We start from the raw sequence: 25,851 nt of genomic DNA, 5'->3' as shown, positions 1-25,851 counted from the left end.
ACCGGGGCCCGCCCGCGACGACCGGAAGCGCCCCACCCGCCCGACCGGTCCGGTCGAGGCGAAGCGCGCTGTTGTTTCACACATCACCGGCCGAACTCCTCCCAGGGGGTCAACGCTGCGTCATGGTGGTCGCAAAAAACGGATTCGGCCAGAAATGTGTGATCCTGCCGCCCCGAACCGCCCACGGGGACGTCGCGCAGCCAGGCGGGCGCGGGCGTTGCCGTGCTGGACCGGTCCCGCGAAGGCCGGATCGGGCGAAGATTTCCGGGCATCCCTGTGCTCCCGCCTGGCCGAGCAGCCTGCGCGCCGAGAGGTCCGACGCCTCCCGCGCCGCGCAGCGAGCGGCGAGGGGCAGCGGCGCGCGGCCGATCAGGCGAACAGCGCGGCGCAGGCCGACCCGATGAGGTTGACGTGCTCGAGACGGGCGATCCGGGGCTCGACCCGCGAGCCGACGAGGGCGCGCAGCGTCTCTTGCACCCGCGGCGCATAGCGAGGATCGCCCCAGAAGAGGCTGCCCTCCGCGAGGATGCCGACCCCAGGAGGGCTGTCGAGCACGTCGGTGACGGCCGCGAGCCCCGCCGCCACGAGATCGGCCGAGCGCTGGAGCAGGTCGCCGGCCACCTGCCGCGTCTCCTCGGCGCCCTCATCGCGGAGCCGCACGAGATCCGCGGCGCTCGTCAGCGGGGCATGTTCGGGGAACAGCCGCCCGAAGAGTCGGGGCAGGTAGGCCCCGGACACCGCCTTCTCGAACCGCTGTGCTCCGGGGTTCTCCGAGGTCGCGTCGAGCTCCGCGTCGAACGGCTGGAGGTGCGGAGGGTTGAAGTTTCCGTTCTCGAGGTTGACCGCCATCGGCGCGACGAAGTGACCCGTCTTGAGCTTCGGGATCCGGCCGGCCGGGAGGAACGTGGCCATGTTGGTCCCCGTCCCCACGATGAGCCCGATGAACGCCGCGGGCTGCGACCCGCCGTGCGCGAAGGCACCCCCGAGCAGGCTCGCCACCGTGTCGTTCAGCACCCGGACCGGACCGGGCCGGAGCCTCCGCGCGCCGAGCGCCCGGCCGAGCCGCTCGCCCACGCTGGTGCCCTCGACCCCAGCGATCTGGACGCCCTTGGTCCAGCGGAGCAGCCGCGCGTCGAGCGACGGCAGCGTCTCCGACGGATACGAGAAGCAGTACCCCACCGGCAGGCCATGCACGGCGCCCAGGCGCTCGACCAGCTCCGCCTGCACATCGAAGAAGGCGTCGCCCGCGATCTCCGGCCCGCCCGGGAACTTCGCAGGCACGGGCCCGGCGACGATGCGCGACTCGCCGCCCGGCAAGAGCTCCACGATGGCGGCGCGCAGGTTCGTGCCCCCAGCGTCGACCACCACGGCGCGGCCCATCATCCCTCCCGGCGGCGGCGCGAGGTAGGCAGGGAGCGCGGCGATCTCGGTGCCGGGCGTGGAGAGGCCGAAGACGATGCGCGCCGCGAGCGTGCGGCGGATGTCCTGGAGCTCGGTGAGCGAGAGCTTCATCGGCGGAATGCTTACCCCCAGGCCCCTGAGAAGGAAATAACTTTGCAAGTGGTGCAAGTGAGGCTGAGCGTGCTTGGCGTCGGCCTCGCTCGGACGGCAAGGGGCCAGCGCCCCGCTGCCGCGATTGCGCTGTGCGTCACCTGGAGGAGGTCGCTGGAGAGCGGTTGTCGTCCACACCGAAGACGACGGGATAGACCACCGTCGCAACGCTCTTGCGGTCTGCGGCGGAGGGGAATCGGAGGCCGCGGAAGACGTCGAGCACGCAGCCGACGACCTTGGCATCACGGAGCGGGGGAGCGGGAGACGACGGCGGCGTCGCGCCGGGCGAGGGCAGCGCGATGAGGAGCGGCGCGTCCTCAGGCGGGCGGTCGGCGTCACCCGCGTAGGTGACCTTCCCTTCTCCGTCGACGACGAGGTGCACGGGCAGGCGCCCTTGGAGCTTGGGGTTCTGGCGAAGGCCCTTTTCAAAGCAAGCGCGCATCTCGCCGAAGCGCTCCTGGACGACGCTCCGCACGATGTGAGGCGGGATGTGGGCTTTGCCCTTGCTCGGCTCATAGGGGTTGCTCTTGCAACGGGCGGCGATGCCCCTCACGACCTTGGCATCCTGGTCGAGCTCCCTCTCCAGGCCGGCGCGGGCGACACCCGCCTTCTTGCGGTCGTGTGTGTCGAGCGACGCCTGGAGCTTGCGGGTCGCGGCGCCGGTCCGGGCGTAGCTCTCCCGGATGTCCTTGGCGCCCTGGTCGAGCTCAGGATCGGAGGTGTGGACCGCGGCCGCGCGGGCCCAGAGGTCGAGCCGATCCGCGATCCTCCCGAGCACGTCGGGCGGCGTGTTCAGGTCGGATTGCCGGAGCACCTCGATCATCCTCGAGGCTTTCTGGACCTCCGGGCCGAGCGCCTTGCAATCGGTCTCGATCGAGCGCGCGGCGCTGCCTTTCCCGGGGAGCGGGATCGGGGCGCGCTCTTTCACGGGCGAGCGGGCGGGCGGAGGGGCGTTCCCGGCGGAGCGGGCAGGCGTGCTCGCCTTGTTGGACAGCGGGATCGGGGCGCGCGGCTTGGGGGCCTCGGGCGCGGCGTCGCGGGCGCGCGTGCTCCTGGACGGGCGCAGGGCGGCGCGCTCCTTCTCCTCGGGCGAGCGCAGGGCGGCGCGCGCTTCACGGGTCGAGCCCTCCGGGACGGCGCGGGGGGCGGTGACCCCGACGTGCGTGGGGTCGGCATCGGCGGCGGGCTCTCTCTGCGGCGCCGCCCCGCAGGCCAGCAGGGCATGAACTCCGACGAGGACGAGCCACGCGCTTCGCATCCGTTCCTCCGAGGTGCGTTCGACGTACGAGCCGCCGTTTTGATACAGTATACCGGTCCGGACATCGCCTGCGGGCGAAACGGCGGGGCCTCCCGGGAGGTGGGACAGGCAGCGCAGGGAGAGTGCGATGTGAACAAGCGCGAGAAGAACGGCCGCGGGGGTGGGAAGGACGATCACGGCAAGGGCGGGGGCGAGCTCGCAGAAGCGGCGTGCGCGCTCGAGCGTGAGCTCGTCCGCTTCGAGGAGCTCGCGGAGTCGGCGCGGCGGCTTTCCCTCGATACACGCAAGGGAATCGAGCGCGCGGCGAAGTCGACGACCGAGGCCGCCGAGGCGCAGCAGCGCGTGAGCATGGCGCTCGGGTCGCTCATCGCGGCGATCGCAGCGGCGCGGGATCGCCACGAGGCGACCGCCACGGCGCTCGCGGCGCGCGGCGAGGAGATCAAGCGGCGGGCGGAGCAGCTTGGGGAGCTGTTCCAGCGCTTCGCGGCGCTCGGGGAGGAAGGGCGGAGCATCAACCAGCTGGTGCAGGAGACCGCGGCGCGCCAGCGGGAGGCGACGACGCCGGAGCAGATCCACGAGGTGGTGGCAGCGATGGACGAGGTGGAAGGGCGAATGGGGCGCCTCGCCGACGAGGCGCGCGCGCTGGCTCAGGTGGCGACGGCCGCGGGGATCGTCGACTTGGCTGAGCAGGCGGACGGGATGCGGCAACAGGTGACCGCGATGAGGAACAAGGTGGGGCTCCTGCGAAAGGGGATGCTGTCGCGGCTGGCTGGGGGGACCCCGCCAAACTAGGGGGGCATAGGCGTTCACGAAGCTTCGCGCCGCGTTCTCCTACATCCGAACGTTTACGTCGTCGTTTACGTGGTCGTGGTCGTGGTCGTGGTCGTTTACGTGGTCGTGGTCGTGGTCGTTTACGTGGTCGTGGTCGTTTACGTGGTCGTGGTCGTGGTCGTTCACGACCTATCGTTGACGACCACGACCACGACCACGACCACGACCACGACCACGACCACGACCACGTAAACGTTCACGTTCACGTTCACGTTCACGCTCACGACAACGTAAACGTTGGTGACCGGTGGAGGGGGGGGCCGGCTTCGAGCCGTGAGCGTGACCGAACGAGCGTGGTTAACGCCCATGAGGGGGCGGGGCCTATCGCCGTGTCGATGGGGGACGGGGGAATACGATCTGACAGGGATCGGCTAGGCAGACGGCGAGCGGCAGAGCGTGAAGTAATGGTCGAGCGAACGCTCGCCCTTGAACGCGGCGCCGATGGACACGTCCTTCGAGACCCGACGCATGAAATCACGGGTTCCGTTGTAGACGAAGAACTGGAGTCCTTTGCTGTTGGGGACGACCCGGGGCCAACCGTCAGGTACGGGGCCGTCAGGGACCTGGAAGTAGTCGATCACGATGGCGCCACGCTCCTGCCACGCAGGGTTGCCGGCCGTCGGGACCGCGACGAAGAAGCCCGGGCCAATCCAGGGACGCGTGAGTCCCTCGTTGTAACCGAAGAGCCGAGCGCTGCCGTCCTCGGGCAAGGCAAAACGCTTCTCGAAGGAGCGGAATGTGGACGGGAGAGGAAGGCTGTTCCTGCCTTCATGATGAACCGCCACGCGGCGCGGTGTGCCGTCCGGGACGAAGAAGTCGAGCGTGAGCGGGGGGGCTTGGCTCGCGGCGGCATAGAGCGCCCGCTGCTCCGCGCGCGTCGTGGTCGACAGGGCGCTGCGGCGCTCCTCGTGCGTAAGGCCGTCGAGGTGCTCGGCGATGCGAGCTATCGGGGCGTTCTGGCGAAGAAGTTGGACGAGCTCCGACATGGGCAGCGGAGCATAGCAGCGTTCGGTCGCCGCGCAGAGGGCCGGCCTCGCCCTGCAGCGAGGCCGGCGGGGGGAGATGCGATGTCGCGGCGAGCGAGCGTCAGAGGCAATCGACGGGAGAGCGCAGCAGCTCGGCGGTGGTGGCCGTCAAGTCGGCGCCCTCGAGCCCCGCGGCGAAGCGGCGGAAAGCCTGCTCGTCACCGCCCGTCAACGCGAACGCCGCGCAGACGGCGGCGGGGTGGGCCGAGCGGGCCGCGGGCGAGCGGAGCACCCGAGCGAGGCCGTCCAGCGCGCCCTGGTTGCCGGCCGCCGCGGGCGCGGCGGAGGCCACCACGGCGCGGAGATCCGCGGCGAGGACATCGGACACATCGGTCGCGCCGAGCACGCCGGCGAAGAAGGCACGAAAGACCGAGAGGGCAGCCGGGTCGAGCCCGTCCAGGTACGTCGCGAGGTGCCGGATCGCGAGCACGCGCGCGCGCACCGAGCTCGCCATCTGCGCGACCCTGCCCCACGTGCGGAGCGCCGCCTCGGGCGGCAGCTTGAACTTGGACAGGTACTGGAGCCGCGCGTCGGAGACGCCGCCCGAGGCGAGCCCGGTCTCGAGCGCGGACCAGTCCTCGGCGAACAGCTCTTCAGGGGACACGACGGCGCTGCACGACGCGTAGCTTGCGACGTAGTCGAGGCCGTAGCTGTACGGCGCTCCAGCGAAGATGCCGGTGAGCACGCTCGACCACGCGCCGCGGACGTCGGCGTCGAGGCCCGCCGCGCACGCGGCGTCGCACGCCGCGGCGAGCGAGACCGCCCGGGCCGCTCGCCGTCGAGGCCTTCGACGAACGCCTCGAGCTCCTCGGGCGCGAGCCCCTTCGGCAAGCCGTCCTGGAGCGCGGCGAGCTGGTGCGCGCCGCCCACGTCGAGGAAGCACGAGACGCCCTCGGGGTCCGCGGGGACGCGGCGCGGGGCGAGCGTCGCGGCGTAGGCCTCGAGATCGTGCTCGGTGCTCAGGAAGGCCCACTCGGGGTGGCGGTCCTGCGGATCGACGACGAGGAGCTCGCCCGGGCGCGCGGGCGCGACCTCGACGCGCTCGCCGGGCGTGAGCGTCTGCACGCGGGTCGGGCCGTCGCCGGCCACCCACGCGAGCTCCAGCGGGGCGACGAGCGCGCCCTCCGGATCGTGCACCGTCACGAACGCCCCGCCGGAGGGCGCGGGGTCGACCGTGAGCCACGGGAGCGCCTTGGCGACGACCGCGCGCCGCGCGCGCGCAGCCGCCTCCGGGCCGAGCGCCGGCGCGAAGGCGTCGAGGAAATCGTCCGTGCCGATGGTCCCGAACCGGCGCTCCTCGAGCACCCCGCGGAGCGCCGACCAGAACGCCTCCTCGCCGGCGAGGCTGCGGATCTGGGTGAGCAGCCAGGCGGCGCGGCCGTAGGGGCCGCTCGTGTACTTCTCGCCCGGCGCGAGCGACGGATCGCGGACGGCGTCGCCGTCATGCGGGCCGAGCTCGTCGCCGTTCAGCGTCCCCGCGCCGCTCTCGTCCGTGTAGACGCGGACGGCCTCCTGCTCGAGCAGCGTCGCCATGCCCTCCTTGATCCAGAGGTCGTCCCAGGTCTCCACCGTGACGAGGTCGCCGAACCACTGGTGCGCGAGCTCGTGCGTCGTGAGCAGGAGATCCGAGGAGAGCGCGGGCTGCGTGCTCCGCTCCTCGCGCTGGAAGGTGATGCTCGCGTGCTCGACCCCGCCCACGGAGAAGTCCGGCAGGAGCACGAGCGCGTACTTCTCGAAGGGGTACGGCACGAGCAGCTCCTCGTAGCGGCCGATGGCGCGCGCGAGCTCGTCCACCATCCCGCCGTGATCGCCCGGCAACCCGCGGCGGTGCCAGACCGCGATGGGCAGATCGCCCTTCGTCCCGCGCTCGACCTCGAAGTCGCTGATCGCGAACGCCATGAGGTAGGTCGGCAGCGGGTAGGCGGTCTCGTACCGGACGAGGTGGCCGGGCGCCCCGAGGTCTTCGTCGCCGACGAGATCGCCGTTGGCGATCATCGCCTCGCTGCCGTCGACGCGCATGGCGATCGAGAAGATGGCCCGGTCCGAGGGGGCGTTGTGGCACGGCATCCACCGCGACGCGCCGAGCGGCTCCGACACCGTGTAGACGGCGCGCACGGCGACCGGATCGCCCATCCGCGCCGGCACCGCGCGGAGGGCGTCGCCGGAGAGCGCCTCGTAGTCGATCTCGAGCGCGATGGGCGCGCCGCTCATCGCCTCGGGCTCGCTCGAGAGATCGATCGCGAGCTCCTGGCGCTGCGGATCGAGCGCGTGCGGGAGCGCCCCGCCGCCCTTGCGCCGGACCTCCTTCACCTCGGTGACGGCGCTGTCGAGGACGACCGTCCTCGGGCCGTCTCCGGTGAGCGACAGCGTGAGGCCCAGCGTCGCCACGAGGCGGCTCCGCTCCCAGTCGAACTCGCCCTGGAGGTCGTAACGCTCGACGTCGAACGCGCTCCCCTGGAGCGGCGCCGGACCCTCGTCCGAGCACGCGGCAGCGAGCGACCCAAGCAGCAGGCAAGCCACCCGGAACGCTCCGGGGCGGTGTTTCTGGAGTGTGCAATGCATCGCGGTTCCTTCGATCGGAAGAGGGATTCACCTCGCGAGGCCAGGCGCCAGCGCTCGGACCCCCCGAGCCCACGGCGGCGCAGCGACGCGTAACTGACCGCGGGACAGTTACAGAACACGGGCGCGTGGCCAAGCCAGCTGCGCACGGCTGAGGCCGCGGCGAACCGCTCGGTGATGAAAAGAAGGGGCGCTCGGTCGCCCGCGTCACGGTCGCTCGGCGCTCCGGGCCGCCGCGCGTGGAGACCGCGCCTCCTGCGCGCGCGATCGCCCTCCACCGTGCTCTCCGCGCTTCGCTCGTGTACGCGGGGAGGAGCGATGATCAGCGGCTCAATCGTCAAGGAAGGTGAGCGCGTCGACAGGGTATCGACGGTGAGGGCTTATCCCGTGCGCGTGGGTAGGACGATTGTGTGGATGCATGGTATTGCAGGCGCGCACCCTTGCGCACTCTGGGCGCGAATCGCCTTTCATTTGTAAGGGTTGCAGCGACCTGTGCGAGGATGCTCCCCGCCATGGCACAACACAGAGATGGGTGCGCGCGGGGGCGCTCGTGGGTCGCGCCGCTGGCTGTAGGCGCGGCGCTCGGCGTCGCGCTCGTTCCGAGGAGCTCGTCCGCTCAGACGTGGACGGGCGGGCGGACGACGCCGGTGCTCGACGAGATCGTCGCGATCGACAGGACCGGGGAGCCCCGGTGGCCTTACGGCAAGGAGGACGTCGCGGGCGACGGCGAGGCGACCTTCGACACGCCGGAGCGATCGATCGACTTCCGCTCCGCGTACGCGGTCGCCGCCGATGGGCGGTTCTGGGTGCGCGGGTATGTGTCGGAGACGGCCTCGATCAGCGGGGAGGCGACGCTCTTCGTGTTCATCGACACCGACAGGAACCGAGGGACCGGCGGCACGGCCGCGACGGCGGGGATCGATGAACGGTTCACGAACGACGAGTCGCCGGGCGGCTACGAGATCGTGCTGGGCGTGAAGGGCGACGGCACGCGCGCGGGGGTCTGGTCCTTCTCGGGGGCGTCGGGGCAGTACGAGCCCGTCGACGTGACGGACGCGCAGATCGCGACCGAGGCAGGGACGGACGTCGACCCCCTGCTGATCAACGACGCGACGCGGGGGTACGCGCAGGCATCCATCGCGCTCGATCTCCTCCTGGGCGTCGGCGTGTCGTGCGAGGCGAACCTGTACTTCCGGTCGGTGAACGACGCGGCGGCGCTCGGGCCGGGCGATCTCGACATCGGCATCTCGGCCCCGTGCGTCGCCGGCGACGCGGACGGCGACCGCGTGCCCGACGTGATCGTCCCGCCCTCCGGCTGCACGCGCGACGCGGACTGCGCCGGCGGGGGCATCTGCGTGGACGGCGACTGCATCCTGCCGGTGTCGTGCGTCGACGATGTCGACTGCGACGCGGACGAGGACTGCTCCCCGGACCACCGGTGCGTCCCCACGCCCGGGGACACCTGCACGTCGAACGCCGCGTGCGGCGATCTCGTGTGCGTCGGCGGGCAGTGCGGCCCGTGCTCGCCGGCCTCGTCCGAGTGCGGCGCGGACCTGCGCTGCGCGCCGACCGGGCGCTGCGTCGACGGCGCGGCGTCGAGCGGCGCGGGCGGTCCGGGCGAACCGGATCTCCTGCCGGGTGATGCGGTCCAGGGCGGCGCCTGCGCCTGCGCGGTGGGGCCCGCGCCGTACGGAGGGGGAGCCCTGTCGCTGCTCGCCGCCGGCGGGCTCGCGCTCCGGTTGCGGAGGCGCCCGCGCCGCGGGCCCGGAGCCGGCCGATGAAGCCGATGAAGAGGAGATCCATGCGCGCACCGATCCTCGCCGCCACCGCCTGCGCTGCCTGCGCGGTCCTCGCCGCCGCGACGCCCGCGTCGGCGCAGAGCACGGACATCGACGTCGAGCGCTTCAAGCCGGCCGTCACCCACGACGCCTTCGTCGTCACGGAGGGCTCCGGCGTCCGCGAGCCCGGCGATCCATGGGAGTTCGGGCTGTTCCTGAACTACGCGCGCAACCCGCTGATCGTCGCGACGGGCGACGGCGAGGTGCGGAGCCAGATCGTGAGCGGCCGTCTGGGCGCCGATCTCATGGCGTCGGTCACGATCGCCGAGCCGTTCGCGCTCGGCCTCGACGTCCCGTTCTTCCTCGCGCAGTCGGGCGAGGGCTCTCCGTCGTTCGCGGGCCTCGGCGACATCCGGCTCGTGCCGAAGCTGCGCCTGCTCGACGACCGCGACTCCATCGGCCTCGGCCTCGTGGCCGAGCTGCGCGTCCCGACGCACACCGGCGATTTCGCGGGCGGCGCGCGCAACGTCGTGTTCTGGCCGCGCATCGTGCTCGACCACCGGTTCGCGCCCGGCCTCCGGTTCGGCGTCAACGCGGGCGTCGCGATCCGCGAGGGGACGACGTACGCGAACGTCGAGGCGGCGAGCGAGCTGACGTACGCCGCGGCGCTCGGCTACCGCTTCGGCGGCATCGACGGGAAGGTCGAGATCGGCGCCGAGGCGAACGGCGGCATCGGCATCGCCGCGGACGACCTGAACGAGGAGGAGACGCCGCTCGAGGCGCTCGGCTACGTGAAGATCAACCCGAGCGAGGAGTGGGAGATCACCGCGGGCCCGGGGATCGGCGCGCTGGCCGGCTACGGCGTGCCGATCTTCCGCGTGTTCGCGGGCGTGAAGTACACGCCGACCTCGCACGACAGGGACCACGACGGCGTCGACGACGAGCGCGACCAGTGCCCCGACGTCGCGGAGGATCGCGACGGCGATTACGACAGCGACGGCTGCCCCGAGGAGGACGCCGACGACGATCACGACGGCGTGCCGAACGCGGACGACGAGTGCCCGGACGAGAAAGAGACGATCAACGGCGTCGAGGACGACGACGGCTGCCCCGACAAGGGCGAGCCGCGGGTCGCGTACGAGCAGGGTGAGTTCGTGATACGCGACACCATCCGCTTCCGGACCGGTTCGGCCGAGCTCGAGCCGGAGTCGTACAGGACGCTCGATCAGGTGGCGCTCGTCATGAAGGCGAACCCCGAGATCGAGCGGTTGCGGGTGGAGGGGCACACCGACGAGACCGGCACGCCCGAGCTGAACCAGGAGCTGAGCGAGCAGCGGGCCGAGACGGTCCGGAAGTACCTGATCCGGAAGGGCGTCAGCCCGGGTCGGCTCACGGCCGAGGGCTTCGGGTCGGACAGGCCGGTGGCCGAGGGCACCGATCCGGCGAGCCTGGCGAAGAACCGCCGCGTGGAGTTCGTGATCGACGAGTGAGGCGCGCTCGCCCGGGAGCGGCGCGTCGCGCTCTCCCGGGCACGGTGGCGGTCACGGCGGCTGGCCTGCAGCGGGGCCGGCCGCCGCCGCGGCGCGCCGTGGCGGCAGCCGCAGGGCTGTGCGTCAGAAGCGGCCGTGGATCGCCAGCCCGCCGCCGGTCGTACCGACGGCAGGCGCGACCACGATCCGCGCCGCCGCGGGCTCCGTGTCGCCGAGCGACGTCACGAACAGCGCGACGCCGGCCGCGAGCCCGACCCCGCCGACGATGAAGCCGGCGGTGGACAGCTTCGCGGCGCTCTTGGCGTCTTCGACCAGCGCCACGCCGCGGGCGTCGCAGAGCGTCTCGGTCCGGCAGTGCTCGTCCTGGGCCCGGTTCCACCGCGAGCTGGCGAGGAGCCCGAAGATCGAGCCGGTCACGACGCCGGCGACGCCGACGCCGCCTGCCACGAAGGAGAGGGTGCGGCGGGTGCCCGCCCCGCCATCTCCGTCGCCGCCCGCGCCCGGCCGGAGCGGCGCAGCGGGCGACCCGGGCGCTTCGCCGGGCGGCGGCGGGGCCGCTGCGGTCGCCGCGGGGTCGTCCTCGAGGGGCGGGACCTCCACGGTGACGACCTGACCGGGGCCGGCGGTCTGCGCCTCGACCGAGAACGGCTTCTTGCCGGGCGCGGTCGCCTCGACGCGGTGCTTGCCCGGATCGACAGGGAGCGGCGCGCCCCACGCGCCGGCGTCGAGGACCGCGCCGTTGCGCCTCACGACGAGCCCGTCCGCCGGCGTGGTCACCGTGATGGCGAGGCGCTCGAGCTTCTTCTCCAGATCGGCCGCGCGGCGGGTCGCCTTCGCCTCGCGGTCCGCCTGGCCGGCCCGGCTCGCCATGTCCGCCGCCTCGCGGAACGCCGCCCAGGCGCTCGCGGTGCGGCCGACCCGCTCGAGGCAGTCCGCCAGGTTCCACTGGGTGCCGTAGCCCGGGTCCAGCCGCTGGCTCGCCGCGAACTTGGGGCACGCCTCGGCGAGCTTGCCCTGCGCGACGAGATCGCGACCCTCGCGGAAGAGCGCCTCCGCCGCGGCCGCCTGGTCTGCCGACGGCTCCGCGCGCACGACGCCCGCGGAGAGCGACAGGAGCGCGGCGACGCACCACGTGACGCGGCTATTTCCTCGATGTCTCGTCATCGTCATTCCTCGGGGGCCTGGTGGGCGGCGGCCTGGGCGCAGACGGCCTCGGCGTGGGCGGGCGAGCGACGACGGTCGCCGACGCGGCGGCGCGCGAGGTCGCCGCAGCAGAGGGCAGCGCCGCGGGCGTCGACGAGGCCGCTGCCGGCGGATCCACGGGCGCGTCGGCGGGCGGCGGCTCGGCGCTGGCGGACGGCGTCGGCGTCGGCGTTGGCCTGGCCTCGACGCCGGCGGACGGGGGCGGCGGCTCGGCTTCGGTGCGCGCAGGCGGCGCCGGTTCGGCCGAGGGCGCGGGCGTGGCCGGCGGCGCGCTGCGCACCGCGAGGTAGACACCCGCCCCGCCCGCGAGCGCAGCGGCCAGCACGCCGCCGGCGATCAGGGCGACGGGCGGGCGCGACGCCGGACGCTCGGGGCGGTTCGACAGCCGCACGCTCGTGGCGGGCGCCGTGGCCGACAGCGCATACGGTCCGGATTGCCCGCCCGACGGGCGCCCCGCCGCGTCGGGCGGCGCGGCCGACGCGCGCGGCGGGGTCAAGGCGGCGTCGAATGGCGCGGCCGACGCGCGCGGCGGCGTCAAGGCGGCGCCGAACGGCGGGTTCGACGCGTGCGGCGGGGTCAAGGCGGCGCCGAACGACGGGCTCGACGTGCGCGGCGGGGTCAGCGCAGCGCCGAACGGAGCGCTCGACCCGTGCGGGGGGGCCGAGATGGCGCCGAACGACGCGCGCGAGGCGCGCGTGGCGGCGTCGAGCGGCACGAGCATCGCCTCGACGATCGCCTCGCCGCCCGGCAGGAACGCGCGCAGCGTCGCCGCGAGCTCGCCGGCGCTCGCGGTGCGGCCCGCCGGATCGATGACCAGCGCCCGGTGCACCACGTGGGCGACCTCCGGCGGCACCCAGGGCGCGATCTCCTGGATCCAGCGCACCGGGGTCGTGCAGATGGCCAGGACGAGCTCTCCGAGGCCGGTCAGGTGCTCGTTGGGCCGATGCCCCGAGAGGGCGTGGTACAGGCTGATGCCGAGCGACCAGACGTCCGAGCGCGCGTCGATGGCGCCGCTGCCGCGCGCCTGCTCGGGCGACATGTAGAGGGGAGAGCCGAGGAGCGCGCCGCTCTTCGTCATCCCGCCGTTGCCGAGGCTGTTGTCCGTCACCTTGGCGACGCCGAAGTCGAGCACCTTGATCACGCGCTGGCCGCCCTGCTTCCTCGCGAGGAACAGGTTCGCCGGCTTGATGTCGCGGTGGACGATGCCGGCCTCGTGCGCGCGCTCGAGGCCGAGGGACGCCTGCAGCCCGATGCGGAGCGCGAGATCGACCGGGAGCGGGCCGAGCCGCTCGATGAGGGCCTGCACGTCCTCGCCCTCGAGGAACTCCATCGCGATGTACGGCGCGCCGGTCTCGCGGTCGCGCCCGGTGTCGAACACCTGCGCGATGTGCTCCGACTCGACCGCGCCGACCGCGCGCGCCTCGCGCTGGAAGCGGCGGACGAGCTCGTCGTCCGCGGCCTGGCCGAGGATGACCTTCACCGCGACGCGGCGGCCGGTGCCCGCGTGCCGGGCCTCGTAGACGGCCCCCATCCCGCCCTGGCCGAGCAGCCGGATCATCGTGTAGCGGTCGTCGAGGGTTCGACCGATCATGGCGCGAGGCCCGGGCCATGGGCGCGCGGCGTCGATCGCGTCGACCGCGCGCGCGAGACGTCCGTCCGGTCGCGGGCCGCCCGGCGGTCTGGCTGCCGGGGCACGCCGGCGGCGAGCGCGTCGTCCACGCGGGAGGCGGCTGGAAGGGGAGGCCTCTTCACGGCCGCAGGCTAGAGCACCTCCGGCCCCGCGTCATCCCTCGCCGCAGACCTTGCACCAGGGCAGCCTCACGAGCGTATGGTGCGATGTCTCGAGCGTCGCGAGGTCCTGGATCAGGAACCTGCCCCCGAGCCTGGAGGGCGTGTACGCCGAGAGCACCTTGAGGGCCTCCATTGCCACGAGGTGGCCGAGCAGCTGACCCATCGTGCCGGCGTGCGGCGCGGGCTCGGCCAGGGAGCGCGCCGCGGGCGAGGGGTTGAGCGCCTCGGTCGCCGCGCAGACCCGGCACGCCGTCCTCCCCGGGAAGACGAGGGGCCCGAGGACGGCCGTCGTCCCCGCGAGGTGCGAGAAGAGCGAGGCGATCCCTGCGCGATGGCCGAACCGCGCGACGCGCTCCAGGAGCTCCGCGTCGTCGCTGCGCACCGCCGCGACGAGGAGGTGAGGGAGCCCCTCCGGCGAGAGGAGGTCGTCCCCCTCCAGCGCGCCGGAGGCGCTCTCGTCCACCCGGCAGAGCGGCGCGTGCTGACGGATCAGCGCGGCCACGGCGCTGCGGCGGGGCGCGCCGAGCGCCGCCGCCCCCCGCGCGCGGACCACCGCGACGTCGCGCGGGCCGACGGCGCCGCCGTCGATCAGGCGGAGCGCGGAGACGCCCGCCCCCGCGAGCGCCATGGCGGCCGAGGCCCCCCAGGGCTCGAGGCCCACCACGAGCACGCGCGCGCTCGCGATCCGCTGCGCAGCCTGCTCCGGGGCCGACGACCACTTGCGGAGGAACTCGCGCTGCCCGCGGAGGCGCTCCCCGTCGCCGGACGGCGCCTCTGCGGCCGCCGGCTCGACCAGCCCGCGCGCCTCGAGCAGGTCGAGGAACGCCGTCACGCTCTGCCGCGAGTAGTCCGCGAGCGCCTCGACGAGCGCCTCCCGGTCGCGCGACCCGTCGAGCAGCGGCACCATCCGCTCGACGAACGCGCTCACGTCCAGGCCGGTGAGCTGGAAGGCGCCGAGATCGGAGCGGAGGATGACGCCCACGTCGGTGGGCGTGATGCTGGCCGAGCGGCTGAGTCGAATGCTGGGCATGGTGCTCTCCGACGCTTCTGGTTCAGGCACGCTAAGGCCCCTTCCGGCCCCCGGCCGGCGCGGGCTGACCGACGCAGACGATGTACATCGTGTCTTCCTCGGCCGGGAGCGCCAGGAAGGCCTTGAGCTCCTCGTCGTAAAATCCGCCGATCGCCACCGGGCCGAGGCCCATGGCCGTCGCGACGAGATAGAGGTTCTGGCCCAGGTGCCCGGCGTCCAGCCACAGGAAGCGATATCCGCGCTGGCCGTATTTCCACATCGTGCGGAACGGCACTGCCGTGATGATGACCACGACATTGGTGTTCAGGATCATGTCCTGACCCGCCGTGAGATCCACGAGCGTGGGGTGCGCGAGGCCTTCCCGGCGGAGCTCGAGCTCGTGCGCACGGGGGTCGTAGTGGTGCAGGCCGTCCGGGACCCCCTCGACGGCCTGCGTCGCGACGTAGATCTCGAGCGGATACCGGCCGCCGGCCGAGGGCGCGGGGCGATCGCAGGTCCACGCCCCTTCGACATTCCGCGTGCCACGGACGCCGTAGCTCGCGTGGAGGAGCCGCCCGAGCGCCTCGATGGACATCGGCCTGAGGGCGAACTCGCGCTGCGACCGCCGCTGCTCCAGCACCGCGCCGAGCGGGGCGTCGATCGCGAAATCGCGCCCGGGCAGCGGCGTGCGCGCCGAGCCGACGTAGGTGCGGAAGTTGAGCGGCTGGAGATCCCCGTCGAACGGCGGCTCCAGCGGCCGCGACCTCACGTGGGAGGACTGGAGATGATAGAGCCGCGCAATGTCCGTCTCTTTGCTCCTTGCCATGGTGTCCTCTCTCAGGCCATCGGGTGAGGGTCAGGGTTGATGCCGTGGGGGGTCATCGAACGGAGACGCGGATTACCGAGCTGAGCGAGCTGGTGGCCGAAATGGATCTGCTGGAAAGCGGGCCCGAGCGCCCGGGCGACGCGGAACGGGGTCACCGCGAGGTCGGGCGACGTCACGTCCACGATCGCGATGCGCAGTCCCGCGGCCTGCACACGCCGGGTGAGCTCGGGCAGCGAAACCTCCTCGGGCTCCTCGAGCTCGGCGGCGGTCACCGTGCCTCCTTCGCGGAGGAAGGCGAAGGCCGCGGCGCGGCTCGGGGGGAGGTAGTAGACCGCGTGATCCTCGAGCGTGAGCACGTCCTCCGGCCGCTCGGGGATGGCGACGTGTTCGCCCGTCATCAGGCGGAAGGCGTAATTGCCTATCTGGCCCTGCTCGAGGATGGCTTTCCGGATCGCGGTGAGGGGGCTCAGGTGGGCGGAGATCGAGACCACCGCGCCGGGCCACCGCTTGCCGTCGCCGTAACCGACGCACATCACCACGGGGACCGAGACGCCCGCGTCGAGCAGATACAGCTCGATCCGGGCGCCGTGCTCCTCGATCTGCCGGGCGATCTCGTGCAGCTCGGGGTCGAGCGAGTCATCGGGCAAGATCCGCCGCCCGGGCCGGCGAGCGAGCCACGAGATCATGAAGGCGTCGCGCTCGATGAGCTCGAGCGCGGCCCCCATCGCCGCGCCCTCGAGCGTCGCGCCCGCCGCGAGCCCGTTCGAGGTCACCTGGCAGAAGTGCGCGTCGTGTCCTCCGCAGTAGCCGTAGTAGGTCGGGAGCGCCGGCACAAACACGGGCGCGCCCGTGTCCATCCAGCGCCCGAGGGCCCAGTCGATGGGCGCGGCCGGATCGACCCGCGTGTACGGGAATCCGGGCTTTGCATACTGCTCCTCGCTATAGAGACAGAGCTGCTCCGGTGCGATGAAGTCGCCCTTCATTCCGGCGACCGAGGAGCGAAGGAGCTGCTTTCGGTCGACGAGCTCGGCAGAGTAGCGCTCGACCGCCTCGCCGGTCGCTCCGATCAGGGCCTCGACGGCTGTGACGCCCTTTCCGATGCCGGCCTGCGGCTCGCGCGAGCGGTGGGCGTGCGGCGAGCCGTCGGTGTAGTCGCCGAGGAGTGCCGTGGCCGTGACGCACGCCTCGGGGGCGAGCGCCGGGCTCGCCGCGTCCAGCGTGAGGCGGTGGACGATGCCCGCCCGCGCGTCGACGACGCCGGCGAGCATCCGCCGGAGCGCCGCGGGGTCGGGTGCGTCGCGCAGGTGCGCGCCCCCGCCCCGACGCGCGCTCCCGGTGCGGAGGGCCTCGGCGGCGCCGCCGCAGACCGCGCACCAGGGCATCTGCAGGAAAGCGTGGAGCGACGCCTCCGGGTCGACCAGGCCCTGGACCATGAAGCGGCCCGCGAGCCGCGACGCGGCGCGGTTCATCAGCAGATCGAGGGCCGCGAGCGCGACGGCGTGGCCCAGGAACGCCGGCATCGGCGCGAGGTAGGTGCGCGCGCGGCGCTCCGGGCGCGCGGCGAGGAGCGACGCGTGGAGCGCGTGATCCGCCTCTCGCTGGTTGCTCATCGCGAGCCTCCGCAGGCGGCAGCAGTCCCAGCACGCGGTCTCGCCCGGAACGACGGCCGGTCCGATCACCGCGTCGAGCCCCTCGAGGTGCGCGCTGAGCGACGGGACGGACGCCGCGTGAGCGAAGCGGGCGACGCCCTGAAGGACGAGGAGATCATCGCCAGGGACGCAGGCGAGGATCAGGTCCCAGCCGGTGTCCTCCTGGACGATCGGGCGATCCGCGGCGGCGAGCAGCGTCCCGGGCGTGACCGCGCAGCCGGGGGCGAGCCGCGACAGCGCCGTGGAGAGCGAGCGCGCGCGATCCTTCCCGAGATCCGCCTCCGCGAAGGGGCCGAGATCGTCGGCCGTGACCTCCCTGTCGTCGAGGACGTGGAGCGCGCCTACGCCCAGACACGCGAGCTCGGTGGCCGCGATGGCGCCCCACGGTTCGAGCCCGACCACGAGGACGCGCGATCGCGAGAGCTTCTCGCGCACCTCGGCCGGCGCAGGCGGGACGGTCCCGTCGAGCGAGGGAGCGGTGGTCGCTGAGCTGGGCAGTTGAGTAGCCACGCGAGATCTCCAGGAAAGCGCAGCGCGGCGGCGCCTCGACGAGCGGCCGCCCTGCACCTTCGGTAAAGAGGTTCAACTCTGTTGCTCGGGGAGTCGCGCCCCGACAAGCGAAGGAGAGAAGAAACTCGAAAGCTCACCACGACCGCGCGACGTCGTGCGGTCGTGGTGAGCCGGGGAAGACGGGAAGGTGCCTTTCTCGAACTTCGCGCTCCTCGTCCCCCTCCAGAGCTCTATCGCTGGGCCCGGGCGGCCTCAGGGCTAGCTACAGTGGCCGCACCTGCACCCGCCGCACCGGCATCCACCGCAGCCGCACCGGCATCCGCCGCAGCCGCAGCCGCCGCAGTGGCCGCAGCCGCCGCAGCCGCAGTTGTAGCTGGCCGGAGTCGCTATTGCCATGTCGTCCAGCCTGGCCGACAAATCGTTGATGGCGTTGCGCAGCTCCTTCACCGTCACGTCCAGATCTTTCGGAGAATTGGTTTCGTTTTTCGGATCACTCATCGCAGAGCCTCCCACGAGTAGGTGAGGCACGCAAAGGGTCTTCGTCAATACGGTGGCTCGTCGCCGGGCGACGGAAGTTCGGTTGAACTCCCTATCATTCCAGGGGCGCCCCGATCCGTGGACAGCGCGAGAGATGCCGCCGCCAAAGGGGGTTGTCCGCGGGCTCCTCTCTCTCGCTCGCCCCACACCGGCGGCTCTCCCGGGTGGCCCGGATCGCCGCCGGAGCAGCAGAGAAGGCCGGAACAACATCGAGAGTTCAACCCTGCGCTCCCTCCGTGGGCTCGGACATCGGTCCCTCCGAGATAGGCCTATTTGTCAAGCTCGCTTGCGATCCGGTGCGGTCTCCCGCTCGGGCCGGAGAGCCGAGAGCAGCGTCGGGGACGGAGCGCCTCGCTCGCGCCGCCCTCGTCGGCGCGAACGATCCTGGATAACGCGGCACGCTGCGGGCGCGCGCACTGCTCAGTGCACTCCACCTCATTCGATTGCTTTTCGTCGCTGCCTCCGGTACCCGGTCCGCCTCTCCTCGGGTGCCAGAGGCGCCCATCAACAACGGAGTGTCATGCGTCGTACTTCGCTCGGATCGGCGATGGGTCGCCTCGCTTTGTCTGTCGTCGCCGCGTCACACTGGCTCGCAGGCTGCGGCGTCGCGGAGCGCCCCTCGACGCCCAGCGCGTCCGACGTGGGGTGTGCGGGCTGCACCGTGCTGAGGGGAGGCATGGTGTTCGACGGCACGCGCGCGGCCAGGGCGACGGTCGTGATCGAGGGCGACAGGGTGAAGCAGGTCGCCTTCGGCGACGCAGAGCCCGGCGTCGAGGCCGGGGGCGGTGAGGTCGTTGACGTCGCCGGCAAGACGGTCCTCCCAGGGCTCATCGATCTCCACGTCCACTCGCTGAGCGTCGCCGGGCCCTATGCGTACTCCGACGCCGACCTCCACCTCGAGGACCACACGAAGGCGATGCTCCGCGCGGGCGTGACCTCGTACCTCGACCTCGGCTCATCCCAGCACGTCATCTTCGAGCAGCGAGCGCGCATCGACGCCGGCGACATCCTCGCGCCGCAGCTCTTCGCCGCCGGGCCGCTGCTCACGCCGACCGGAGGGCATCCCTGCTATCAGGGCAGCCCGCCCGGCGACTACTGCGTCTTCATCGACTCGCCCGCCGACGTCGATGGGGCCTTCGAGGCGCTCCTCCCGAGGGCGCCCGATTTCATCAAGATCGTGATCGAGGCGGGCGGATCGATGCAGCTCCCGCGCCTGACGCGCCCGTCCGTGGCGGCGATCCAGGCGGCCGCCGCGGCCGCGCACGTCCGGGTGATCGCCCACGCGACGGCGGCCGCGGACGTCGAGGCCGCGCTCGACGGCGGCGTGACGCTCTTCGCGCACATCCCGGACGAGGACCGAATCTCACCGGAGCTCGCGCGGAGGATGGCCGCTGCCGGGGCCGTCGTCGTCCCCACGCTCGCGGTGGCGGATGGCCTGTACCGCACGGCCCACGGAGCGCTGACCGAGCTCGACGACCCCGCCCTCGTCGACGACGTGCCGATCGGCGTGATCGCGGCCCTGCGCGATCCCTCCTTGCTCGCGGAGCTCAGGACGGCGCATTTCCTGGAGCTCGTGGAGCGGCGGCGCGACCATGCGATCGCGAACCTCGTCACCTGCTACCAGGCCGGCGTCACCATCGCCGCCGGCACCGACGCCGGCAACCCGGGCGTCTTTCACGGGCTGAGCCTGCGCCGCGAGGTCGCGCTCCTCGTCGAGGTCGGGATGCCGCCGCTCGAGGCGCTCGCCGCCGCCACGCGCCGCGCCGCGGACGTGCTCGGGCGGCCCGATCTCGGGCGCATCGAGCGAGGGGCGCTCGCGGACGTGCTCGTGGTCGACGGCGATCCGCTCGCCGACGTCCGCGCGCTCGAGCGCGTGTCGCGCGTCTACAAGTCGGGCGTCCTCCTCGATCGCGAGGCGCTCGCGTTGCCGCGCAAGACCAGCCTCGCGCGGGAGCCCAGGACGGGCGCCGGCCCCGGCGAGGCGTGCCTCGCCGCGTCGGAGTGCGCGCCGGCGCAGTCGTGCAACCCGGCCCAGGTCTGCGCCGCGACCTGCCGCGCCGCCTCGGACTGCGCGCCCGGGAGCGCGTGCTTCCTCGACAGCGGCTCGTTCACGGGGGGGGCCTGCATCGACGGCGACGGCTGCGATCTCTTCGCGCAGGATTGCGCCAACGGCGCTGCCTGCGTGTTCTGGGGCAACGGCTCGACGTCGTGCTGGAACGCGGGCGCGGGCTCGGACGGGCAGCCGTGCGACGCGTCGTTTGCGTGCGCGCCCGGCAGCGTCTGCGACCCCTCGAACACCTGCAGAGCGCTCTGCGATCCGCGCGGCGAGCGCGGCGCGCCGTGCCCGGGCGGCGAGCGGTGCGTCGATCACACCGCGCTCGCAGGGCTCTCCGTGGGAACCTGCGAGCAGGCCGGGCGCCGCTGAGCGCGCGATGACGCCGGTCGCGCGACGACGCCGGACGCGCGCGACGATGCCGGGCGCGCGACGACGACGCCGCGCGCGCTCAGCGCGACGCGAGCAGCCAGGCGATCACGCTCCCGATCGCGAAGAACAGGATGCCCGCGCCGGCGATCACGGCCCGCGAGGTCCGCCGCTCGATGAAGCTGGCCGCGGCCCGGAGGCTGGCCGGGGCGGCGATGGCGATGCCGCTGTCCGGCGCGCTCATCTTCTGGAGGGCGGCGTCGAGCGCCACGAGCACGGCGCGCGCGTGGGGGAAGCGGTCGTCCGGATCCTTGGCGAGCAGGCGCATCACGACCGCCTCCAGCGCGGGCGGGACGACGACGCCCGGGGAGCGCTCGGCGATCGGCGGCGGCACGGCCGACCGGTGCTGCGCGAACAGCGCCGACGGCTCGACCGCCGTGAAGGGGTGCTTGCCCGCGAGCATCTCGTAGAGGATGACCCCGAGCGCGTAGAGGTCGGCCCGCCGGTCGACGGAGCGCATGCCGAGCGCCGCCTCGGGCGCCATGTACGCCACCGTGCCGAGCAGCACCCCGGCGTTCGTGAGCGAGCGGCGCGAGCCGTCGTCGGTGATGGAGAACTGCTCGATCGGCACCTTGGCGAGGCCAAAGTCGATGAGCAGGACGCGCTCCTCCGGCCCGTCGAGGACCATGACGTTGAGCGGCTTCACGTCCCTGTGCACGATCCCGAAGTCGTGCGCCGCGTTGAGCGCGCTCGCGAGCTGGCGCGCGATGTTCGCCGCGCGCGCCGGCCGGACGGGGCCCTGGTCGATGAGCTTCCGCAGCGTGGTGCCGCGGATGAACTCCATCACCATGAACCACGCGCCGTCTTCGAGCTGGTTGATCTCGTAGACCGCCGCGACGTTCGGGTGGAAGATGTGGCGACCGGCGAGCGCCTCCCGCTCGAAGCGCTCGATGAGCTCCGGCAGCTCCTCGGCGTCCGGGTGGAGCACCTTGACGGCCACGTCCTCGCCGGTCGCGAGCTTCTTTGCCCTGAAGACGGCGGCGATGCCGCCCATCGCGACGAGCTCCTCGAGGCGATAGCGGTGGACGAGCGTGCGCCCGACGAGCGTCATCGCGCGCTCTCGCGCCGCGGAGCTCGCCTGGCCTCCCGCGATGAACACGGACTCGCTCATGCGGCCGCGCCTCCAGGCCGAGCCCCGCGCGCGGCGTCGAAGAGGCCGCAGCGCAGGGCACGCACAGCCGCGCCGCGCGCTCCCCCGTGACCTCGCGCCACGCGGCGGAACAGCGGATCCACCCTGGATGACATCGTATGCTCACACACGCGGCGTCCGGAGGGTAGCGCCCCTCCGCGCCCAGCGCCATCTTCCCGGTTGGGCGCGGGGACGATGCGCGCTCGGGAGCGGGCGGGCGGCGCTGAAGCTGGAGCTCACGGAGCACGCGTGAGCCAGGCCTCCCGAGGGGCCCTCGGGAGATCGCGCTCGCCGCCGCGGCCGCGCGCTCTCTCGAGATTCCACCGCTGCGCCGTGATCGTGAGTCGCCTGGCTGCGCCGTCTCCTGCTCTGATGGCGCGGCCTCATCGTGTCTCCGGCCGGGGCGCGCGGAGACGGCTCATCACCTGTGCCTCACGGCCGCGCGGCCGCGCGATGGGCGAGCGCCGGCCGCACGAGATGCGGAGTCGCGCGCGCCCCGGACGTGGCGAGAGCCCGTTGCGCGCCGGGCGGCGCTCGCCCGTCGACGGCGGAGCGCGACCACTTGTCGGTAGATCCAGCGACATCGCCGGAGCTCCAGCCGCGCGCGCCCGCGGGGCGGCCGAACGAGCGCCGGGGTCGAGCCTGCTGTCCTGCCACGAGCGCCTTCGCCCGCCGCATCGCCGTCATCCTCCTCCGGATCCGCACGAGGCGTGCCCGGTCGTGCGCGGACGAATTAGGTTTGAAAACACATCAAGTTCACAGATGCGTTTTTTCGACAGGCTCGTGTAGCCTATATGGGTGGAGGTTTCCATGCACAGCACAATGCGTCGCACCGTTCTCCTCGGGCTCGTTTCCGGACTCGCCGTAGCAGCTTGCTCCACGCCTGAGGCGTCGAACCTCTTCGCTTCCGGTGGGTCCGGTCCAGGGAGCACGGCTTCCGCGGGAGGAGGCGAGGGCGGCGCGCCGGGCGATGGGGGCGCGGCGGGCGTGGGCGGCCAGGGCACCGGGGGCGAGCCGGGCGTGGGAGGAGCGACCGCGGGGAGCGGCGGTAGCGGGGGCGTGGGGCCCATCGTCGACGAGCCGCCGGTCTGCGGGGACGTTTACGTCGATTGCGACGCGGATGCCGAGAACAGCTGTGAGGTCAACGTGACCAACGACGCCCTCCATTGCGGCACCTGCCCCGTCGAGTGCGATGGCACCTGCCGCGACGGTGCGTGCATCCGCACCTCGATCCACATCTCGGGCCAGCAGGATCCGCTGTACCTCGCTGTCGCGAACGGCGTCGTGTTCTGGACCAACGGGGAGCAGGGCGTGGTCAGGCAGTGGACGCAGGGCGAAGCTGTCGCGATCAACATCGCTACCGGGCAGGTCCAGCCGGCCGATATCAAGGCCGACGCCACCCACGTCTTCTGGGCCAACCAAGGCGTGGCCGGCGAGAACGACGGCCGGGTGATGAGGGCGCGGGTCGGCGGCGAGGAGGCGCCGGTGGCGATCGCCGCAGGGCAGGCCGCGCCGTTCGGCGTGGCGATCGACGAGGAGTTCGTTTACTGGACGAACCGCGAGGGCGGCGGCTCCGTGGTCCGCGCGCCGAAGGACTCGAACGGCAACGGGCCGTTCACCGTCATCTCGGACGGGGGCGGGACGACCCACGCCCTCGCGGTCGACGAGACGCGCGTCTACTGGACCGTGCGCGACGAGCGCGGCATGGTGATGTCCGCTCCCAAGGACTCCACGGGCCAAGGCCCGTTCACCACGCTGGCGGCCGATCAAGGCCAGGTGCGCGAGATCGCCGTCGACGCGACGTACGTCTACTGGACGACCAGCAGGACCGGCAACGTGATGCGCGTGGCCAAGACCGGCGGAGAGCCCACGGTGATCGCGCGCGGGCAGGGGAACCCGAGGGGCATCGCCGCCGACGCGACGGGCGTTTACTGGGCAGATCCCACGTCACCGAACGTCATGAGGATGCTGCCGAACGGCATCATCGGGGCCCTGGCGGCCGGGGAGCCGTCGCCCTATGGCATCGCTCTCGACGCGACCCGCGTCTACTGGACCAACGGACTCGGCACGAACGGCACCATCGTGAGCGCCCCGAAGTAGCGGCCGCGGGCGGCCAGCGCGCGCGGGATCGAGCATCCGAGGTCCCGAGGATGCGAGCTCTCGGCGCGTCCATCCGCGCCGCGACGCCGCGCGCTCCGGGCGGTGGTCGATCGGGGCTCTCGGCGCCGCCTTCGCCGACGATGTCGCGCGTGGAGGTCGGGGCGCAGCGTGCTACAAGCTCGCCCTGTGCTGCTCGAGACGTTCTCCGTAGGTCCGCTGGGGTGCAACTGCTCGATCCTCGTCGACCCTGTGAGCAAGGGCGCCGTGGTCATCGACCCCGGGGGCGATTTCGACAAGATCCGCGCGCGCGTCGAGCAGGCCGGGGCGAAGGTCGCGGCCATCGTGCACACGCACACCCATATCGATCACGTGGGCGCCACGGCGCCACTCCAGCGCTGGTCCGGCGCCGCGGCCCGCATCCACGAGGCCGATCGCTTCCTCTACGACATGCTCCCCGTCCAGGCGGCGATGCTCGGCATTGCGCTGCCGGAGCGGTGCGAGGTCGACGGCGACCTGAACGACGGCGCGGTCGTGAAGGCGGGCGGGCTCGATCTGCACGTGCTCCACACGCCGGGGCACACGCCGGGCAGCGTCTCGTTCCTCGTGATCGCGGAGACGGGCGCCGTCGCGTTCACGGGGGACACCCTGTTCCGGCGCAGCATCGGCCGGACCGATCTGTGGGGAGGCGACTCGCGGGCGATCGTCTCATCCATCCGGGGCAAGCTGCTCACGCTCGATCCATCGACCCGGGTCGTCACCGGACACGGCCCCTCCACCACGATCGGCGAGGAGCGCGACAGAAATCCCTTTTTGCGGTCGTGACGCGCCGCCCGCTCGCGCGCCCGCTTATGCGCGTCGCCGTGGTGCTTTCTCGCGAGAAAGTGCTTGCATCCCGCCAGAATTCTTTCGAAAAATGCCGCGCGACGATGACGCGCATCGGCCCACCCGAGCCGGGTCGACCGCTGTCCGCCGCGGAAGTCGAGCACGATGAGCACTGAAAGCGCGCCTGCCACGAAGGTCGATCTCGAGATCCTAGCCACGCCGCATCCCCTCGGCGACGCGGAGCGCGCGCAGCGCATGCAGAACCCTGGCTTCGGGCGCGTGTTCACGGAGCACATGGTCGTGATCCCGTACGCGGCGGACAGGGGCTGGCTCCGCGGGCAGCTCAGGCCGTACGCGCCGATCACGCTCGATCCCGCGGCGATGGTGCTGCATTACGGTCAGGCGATCTTCGAGGGCTTCAAGGCCTATCGGCAGCCGGACGGGCGCATCAAGACGTTCCGGCCGGAGGCGAACGCGCGCCGCTTCAATAGCTCTGCCCGCCGGCTGGCGATGCCGGAGATGCCGGTGGACCTGTTCGTCGGCGCGGTCGACGCCCTGATCCGCCAGGATCGCGCATGGGTCCCCTCGCCGGTCGGCGAGAGCCTGTATGTCCGACCGCTGATGTTCGCCACCGAGGTGGCGCTCGGGGTGAGGGCGTCGCGCGACTACGATTTCCTGGTGATCGCGTCGCCTGCAGGCGCGTATTTCCCTCAGGGCGTGAAGCCGGTGACGGTGTGGATCTCGGAGGATTTCGTCCGGGCAGCGCCGGGCGGCACGGGCGCAGCCAAGTTTGCGGGCAACTACGCCGCGAGCCTGCTCGCGCAGATGAACGCCGCGGCCGAGGGCTGCGCGCAGGTGGTCTGGCTCGATGCCGTCCAGCGCAGCGTCGTCGAGGAGATGGGGGGAATGAACATCTTCTTCGTCTACGAGGAGCGGGGGCGCCCCGTGATCGTGACCCCCGAGCTGACAGGCACGCTCCTGCCGGGCATCACCCGCGACAGCATCATCCAGCTCGCCCGGGATTTCGGTTATGCCGCGGAGGAGCGCAGGGTCACCTTCGACGAGTGGCGCGCGGCGGTGCGCGAGGGCCGCATGACCGAGGCGTTCGCGTGCGGCACCGCCGCGGTCATCACGCCCATCGGCGCCGTGAAGTCCCGCGAGGGGACCTTCTCCATCCACGACAACGAGACGGGCCCCGTGGCGGCGCGCTTCCGCGACGCGCTGCTCGACATCCAGCACGGCCTCGCCCCCGATCGCCACGGCTGGATGCACGACGTGGTCTGAGCGGACGGTCACCCGCT

18 protein-coding genes are annotated in these 25,851 nt (G+C 72.5%); 7 read left to right on the top strand and 11 right to left on the bottom strand.

Annotated elements, in window-relative coordinates; all coding sequences use genetic code 11:
• Positions 1–369: 369 nt before the first annotated feature.
• Both POL72_RS10675 and POL72_RS10670 read right to left on the bottom strand, forming a co-directional pair.
• Positions 370–1,512: a hexokinase family protein gene (locus POL72_RS10675; protein ID WP_272094981.1), complete on the bottom strand. Its 1,143-nt coding sequence runs from the start codon at positions 1,510–1,512 to the stop codon at positions 370–372.
• A 136-nt stretch (positions 1,513–1,648) separates the two neighbouring features.
• Entirely contained in the window at positions 1,649–2,809 is a 1,161-nt protein-coding gene (locus tag POL72_RS10670; RefSeq protein WP_272094980.1) for a hypothetical protein, read from the bottom strand.
• A 129-nt stretch (positions 2,810–2,938) separates the two neighbouring features.
• Between POL72_RS10670 and POL72_RS10665 the strand changes: the two genes are divergently transcribed.
• Positions 2,939–3,601 carry a hypothetical protein gene (locus POL72_RS10665; protein WP_272094979.1) on the top strand — a complete coding sequence of 221 codons (663 nt, stop codon included), beginning with the start codon at positions 2,939–2,941 and terminating at the stop codon, positions 3,599–3,601.
• A gap of 39 nt (positions 3,602–3,640) precedes the next feature.
• On the opposite strand, the gene POL72_RS10660 is transcribed toward POL72_RS10665, so the two are convergent.
• The 3 genes from POL72_RS10660 to POL72_RS10650 all read right to left on the bottom strand — a co-directional run bounded on the left by POL72_RS10660 (position 3,641) and on the right by POL72_RS10650 (position 7,227).
• Positions 3,641–3,766 (bottom strand): hypothetical protein, encoded by a 126-nt coding sequence (locus tag POL72_RS10660; protein ID WP_272094977.1) that lies wholly within the window; start codon positions 3,764–3,766, stop codon positions 3,641–3,643.
• A 245-nt stretch (positions 3,767–4,011) separates the two neighbouring features.
• Positions 4,012–4,626 (bottom strand): hypothetical protein, encoded by a 615-nt coding sequence (locus tag POL72_RS10655; protein ID WP_272094975.1) that lies wholly within the window; start codon positions 4,624–4,626, stop codon positions 4,012–4,014.
• 207 nt (positions 4,627–4,833) lie between these two features.
• Positions 4,834–7,227 (bottom strand): M1 family metallopeptidase, encoded by a 2,394-nt coding sequence (locus POL72_RS10650; protein WP_272094973.1) that lies wholly within the window; start codon positions 7,225–7,227, stop codon positions 4,834–4,836.
• 509 nt (positions 7,228–7,736) lie between these two features.
• Here POL72_RS10650 and POL72_RS10645 point away from each other — a divergent pair.
• Together POL72_RS10645 and POL72_RS10640 are read left to right on the top strand one after the other, a co-directional pair.
• Complete coding sequence (locus tag POL72_RS10645) at positions 7,737–9,005, top strand: MYXO-CTERM sorting domain-containing protein (protein WP_272094972.1); 1,269 nt, start codon at positions 7,737–7,739, stop codon at positions 9,003–9,005.
• Between the two features lie 20 nt (positions 9,006–9,025).
• Complete coding sequence (locus tag POL72_RS10640) at positions 9,026–10,492, top strand: OmpA family protein (RefSeq protein WP_272094971.1); 1,467 nt, start codon at positions 9,026–9,028, stop codon at positions 10,490–10,492.
• A gap of 123 nt (positions 10,493–10,615) precedes the next feature.
• Here the strand turns inward: POL72_RS10640 and POL72_RS10635 are convergent, their stop codons facing one another.
• The 5 genes from POL72_RS10635 to POL72_RS10615 all read right to left on the bottom strand — a co-directional run bounded on the left by POL72_RS10635 (position 10,616) and on the right by POL72_RS10615 (position 17,480).
• Complete coding sequence (locus POL72_RS10635) at positions 10,616–11,656, bottom strand: tetratricopeptide repeat protein (protein WP_272094970.1); 1,041 nt, start codon at positions 11,654–11,656, stop codon at positions 10,616–10,618.
• Complete coding sequence (locus POL72_RS10630) at positions 11,634–13,286, bottom strand: protein kinase domain-containing protein (RefSeq protein WP_272094968.1); 1,653 nt, start codon at positions 13,284–13,286, stop codon at positions 11,634–11,636. The genes POL72_RS10635 and POL72_RS10630 overlap by 23 nt, the downstream gene beginning before the upstream one ends.
• Positions 13,287–13,478: 192 nt before the next feature.
• Complete coding sequence (locus tag POL72_RS10625) at positions 13,479–14,516, bottom strand: TOMM precursor leader peptide-binding protein (RefSeq protein WP_272094966.1); 1,038 nt, start codon at positions 14,514–14,516, stop codon at positions 13,479–13,481.
• Between the two features lie 31 nt (positions 14,517–14,547).
• Complete coding sequence (locus tag POL72_RS10620; protein WP_272094965.1) at positions 14,548–15,321, bottom strand: SagB/ThcOx family dehydrogenase; 774 nt, start codon at positions 15,319–15,321, stop codon at positions 14,548–14,550.
• Between the two features lie 11 nt (positions 15,322–15,332).
• Positions 15,333–17,480, bottom strand: a complete 2,148-nt coding sequence (locus POL72_RS10615) for a TOMM precursor leader peptide-binding protein (RefSeq protein WP_272094964.1) — start codon at positions 17,478–17,480, stop codon at positions 15,333–15,335.
• A 1,084-nt stretch (positions 17,481–18,564) separates the two neighbouring features.
• On the opposite strand from POL72_RS10615, the gene POL72_RS10610 reads away from it, so the two are divergent.
• The gene (locus tag POL72_RS10610; RefSeq protein ID WP_272094963.1) at positions 18,565–20,442 is read left to right on the top strand and encodes an amidohydrolase family protein; all 1,878 of its coding nucleotides are present in this window, start codon (positions 18,565–18,567) and stop codon (positions 20,440–20,442) included.
• Between the two features lie 79 nt (positions 20,443–20,521).
• On the opposite strand, the gene POL72_RS10605 is transcribed toward POL72_RS10610, so the two are convergent.
• Entirely contained in the window at positions 20,522–21,610 is a 1,089-nt protein-coding gene (locus POL72_RS10605; RefSeq protein WP_272094962.1) for a serine/threonine-protein kinase, read from the bottom strand.
• An 828-nt stretch (positions 21,611–22,438) separates the two neighbouring features.
• On the opposite strand from POL72_RS10605, the gene POL72_RS10600 reads away from it, so the two are divergent.
• The 3 genes from POL72_RS10600 to POL72_RS10590 all read left to right on the top strand — a co-directional run bounded on the left by POL72_RS10600 (position 22,439) and on the right by POL72_RS10590 (position 25,834).
• Positions 22,439–23,728: an NHL repeat-containing protein gene (locus POL72_RS10600; protein ID WP_272094961.1), complete on the top strand. Its 1,290-nt coding sequence runs from the start codon at positions 22,439–22,441 to the stop codon at positions 23,726–23,728.
• Between the two features lie 168 nt (positions 23,729–23,896).
• Positions 23,897–24,550 carry an MBL fold metallo-hydrolase gene (locus tag POL72_RS10595; RefSeq protein ID WP_272094960.1) on the top strand — a complete coding sequence of 218 codons (654 nt, stop codon included), beginning with the start codon at positions 23,897–23,899 and terminating at the stop codon, positions 24,548–24,550.
• 165 nt (positions 24,551–24,715) lie between these two features.
• On the top strand, positions 24,716–25,834 hold the full coding sequence (locus POL72_RS10590; RefSeq protein ID WP_272094958.1) for a branched-chain amino acid aminotransferase: 1,119 nt from the start codon (positions 24,716–24,718) through the stop codon (positions 25,832–25,834).
• Positions 25,835–25,851: the final 17 nt, after the last annotated feature.

Source organism: Sorangium aterium, from assembly GCF_028368935.1.
GTDB classification, from domain to species: Bacteria; Myxococcota_A; Polyangia; order Polyangiales; family Polyangiaceae; genus Sorangium; species Sorangium atrum.
Note: the sequence above shows the minus strand (reverse complement) of the source record. Positions and strands in the feature narration are given on the sequence as shown.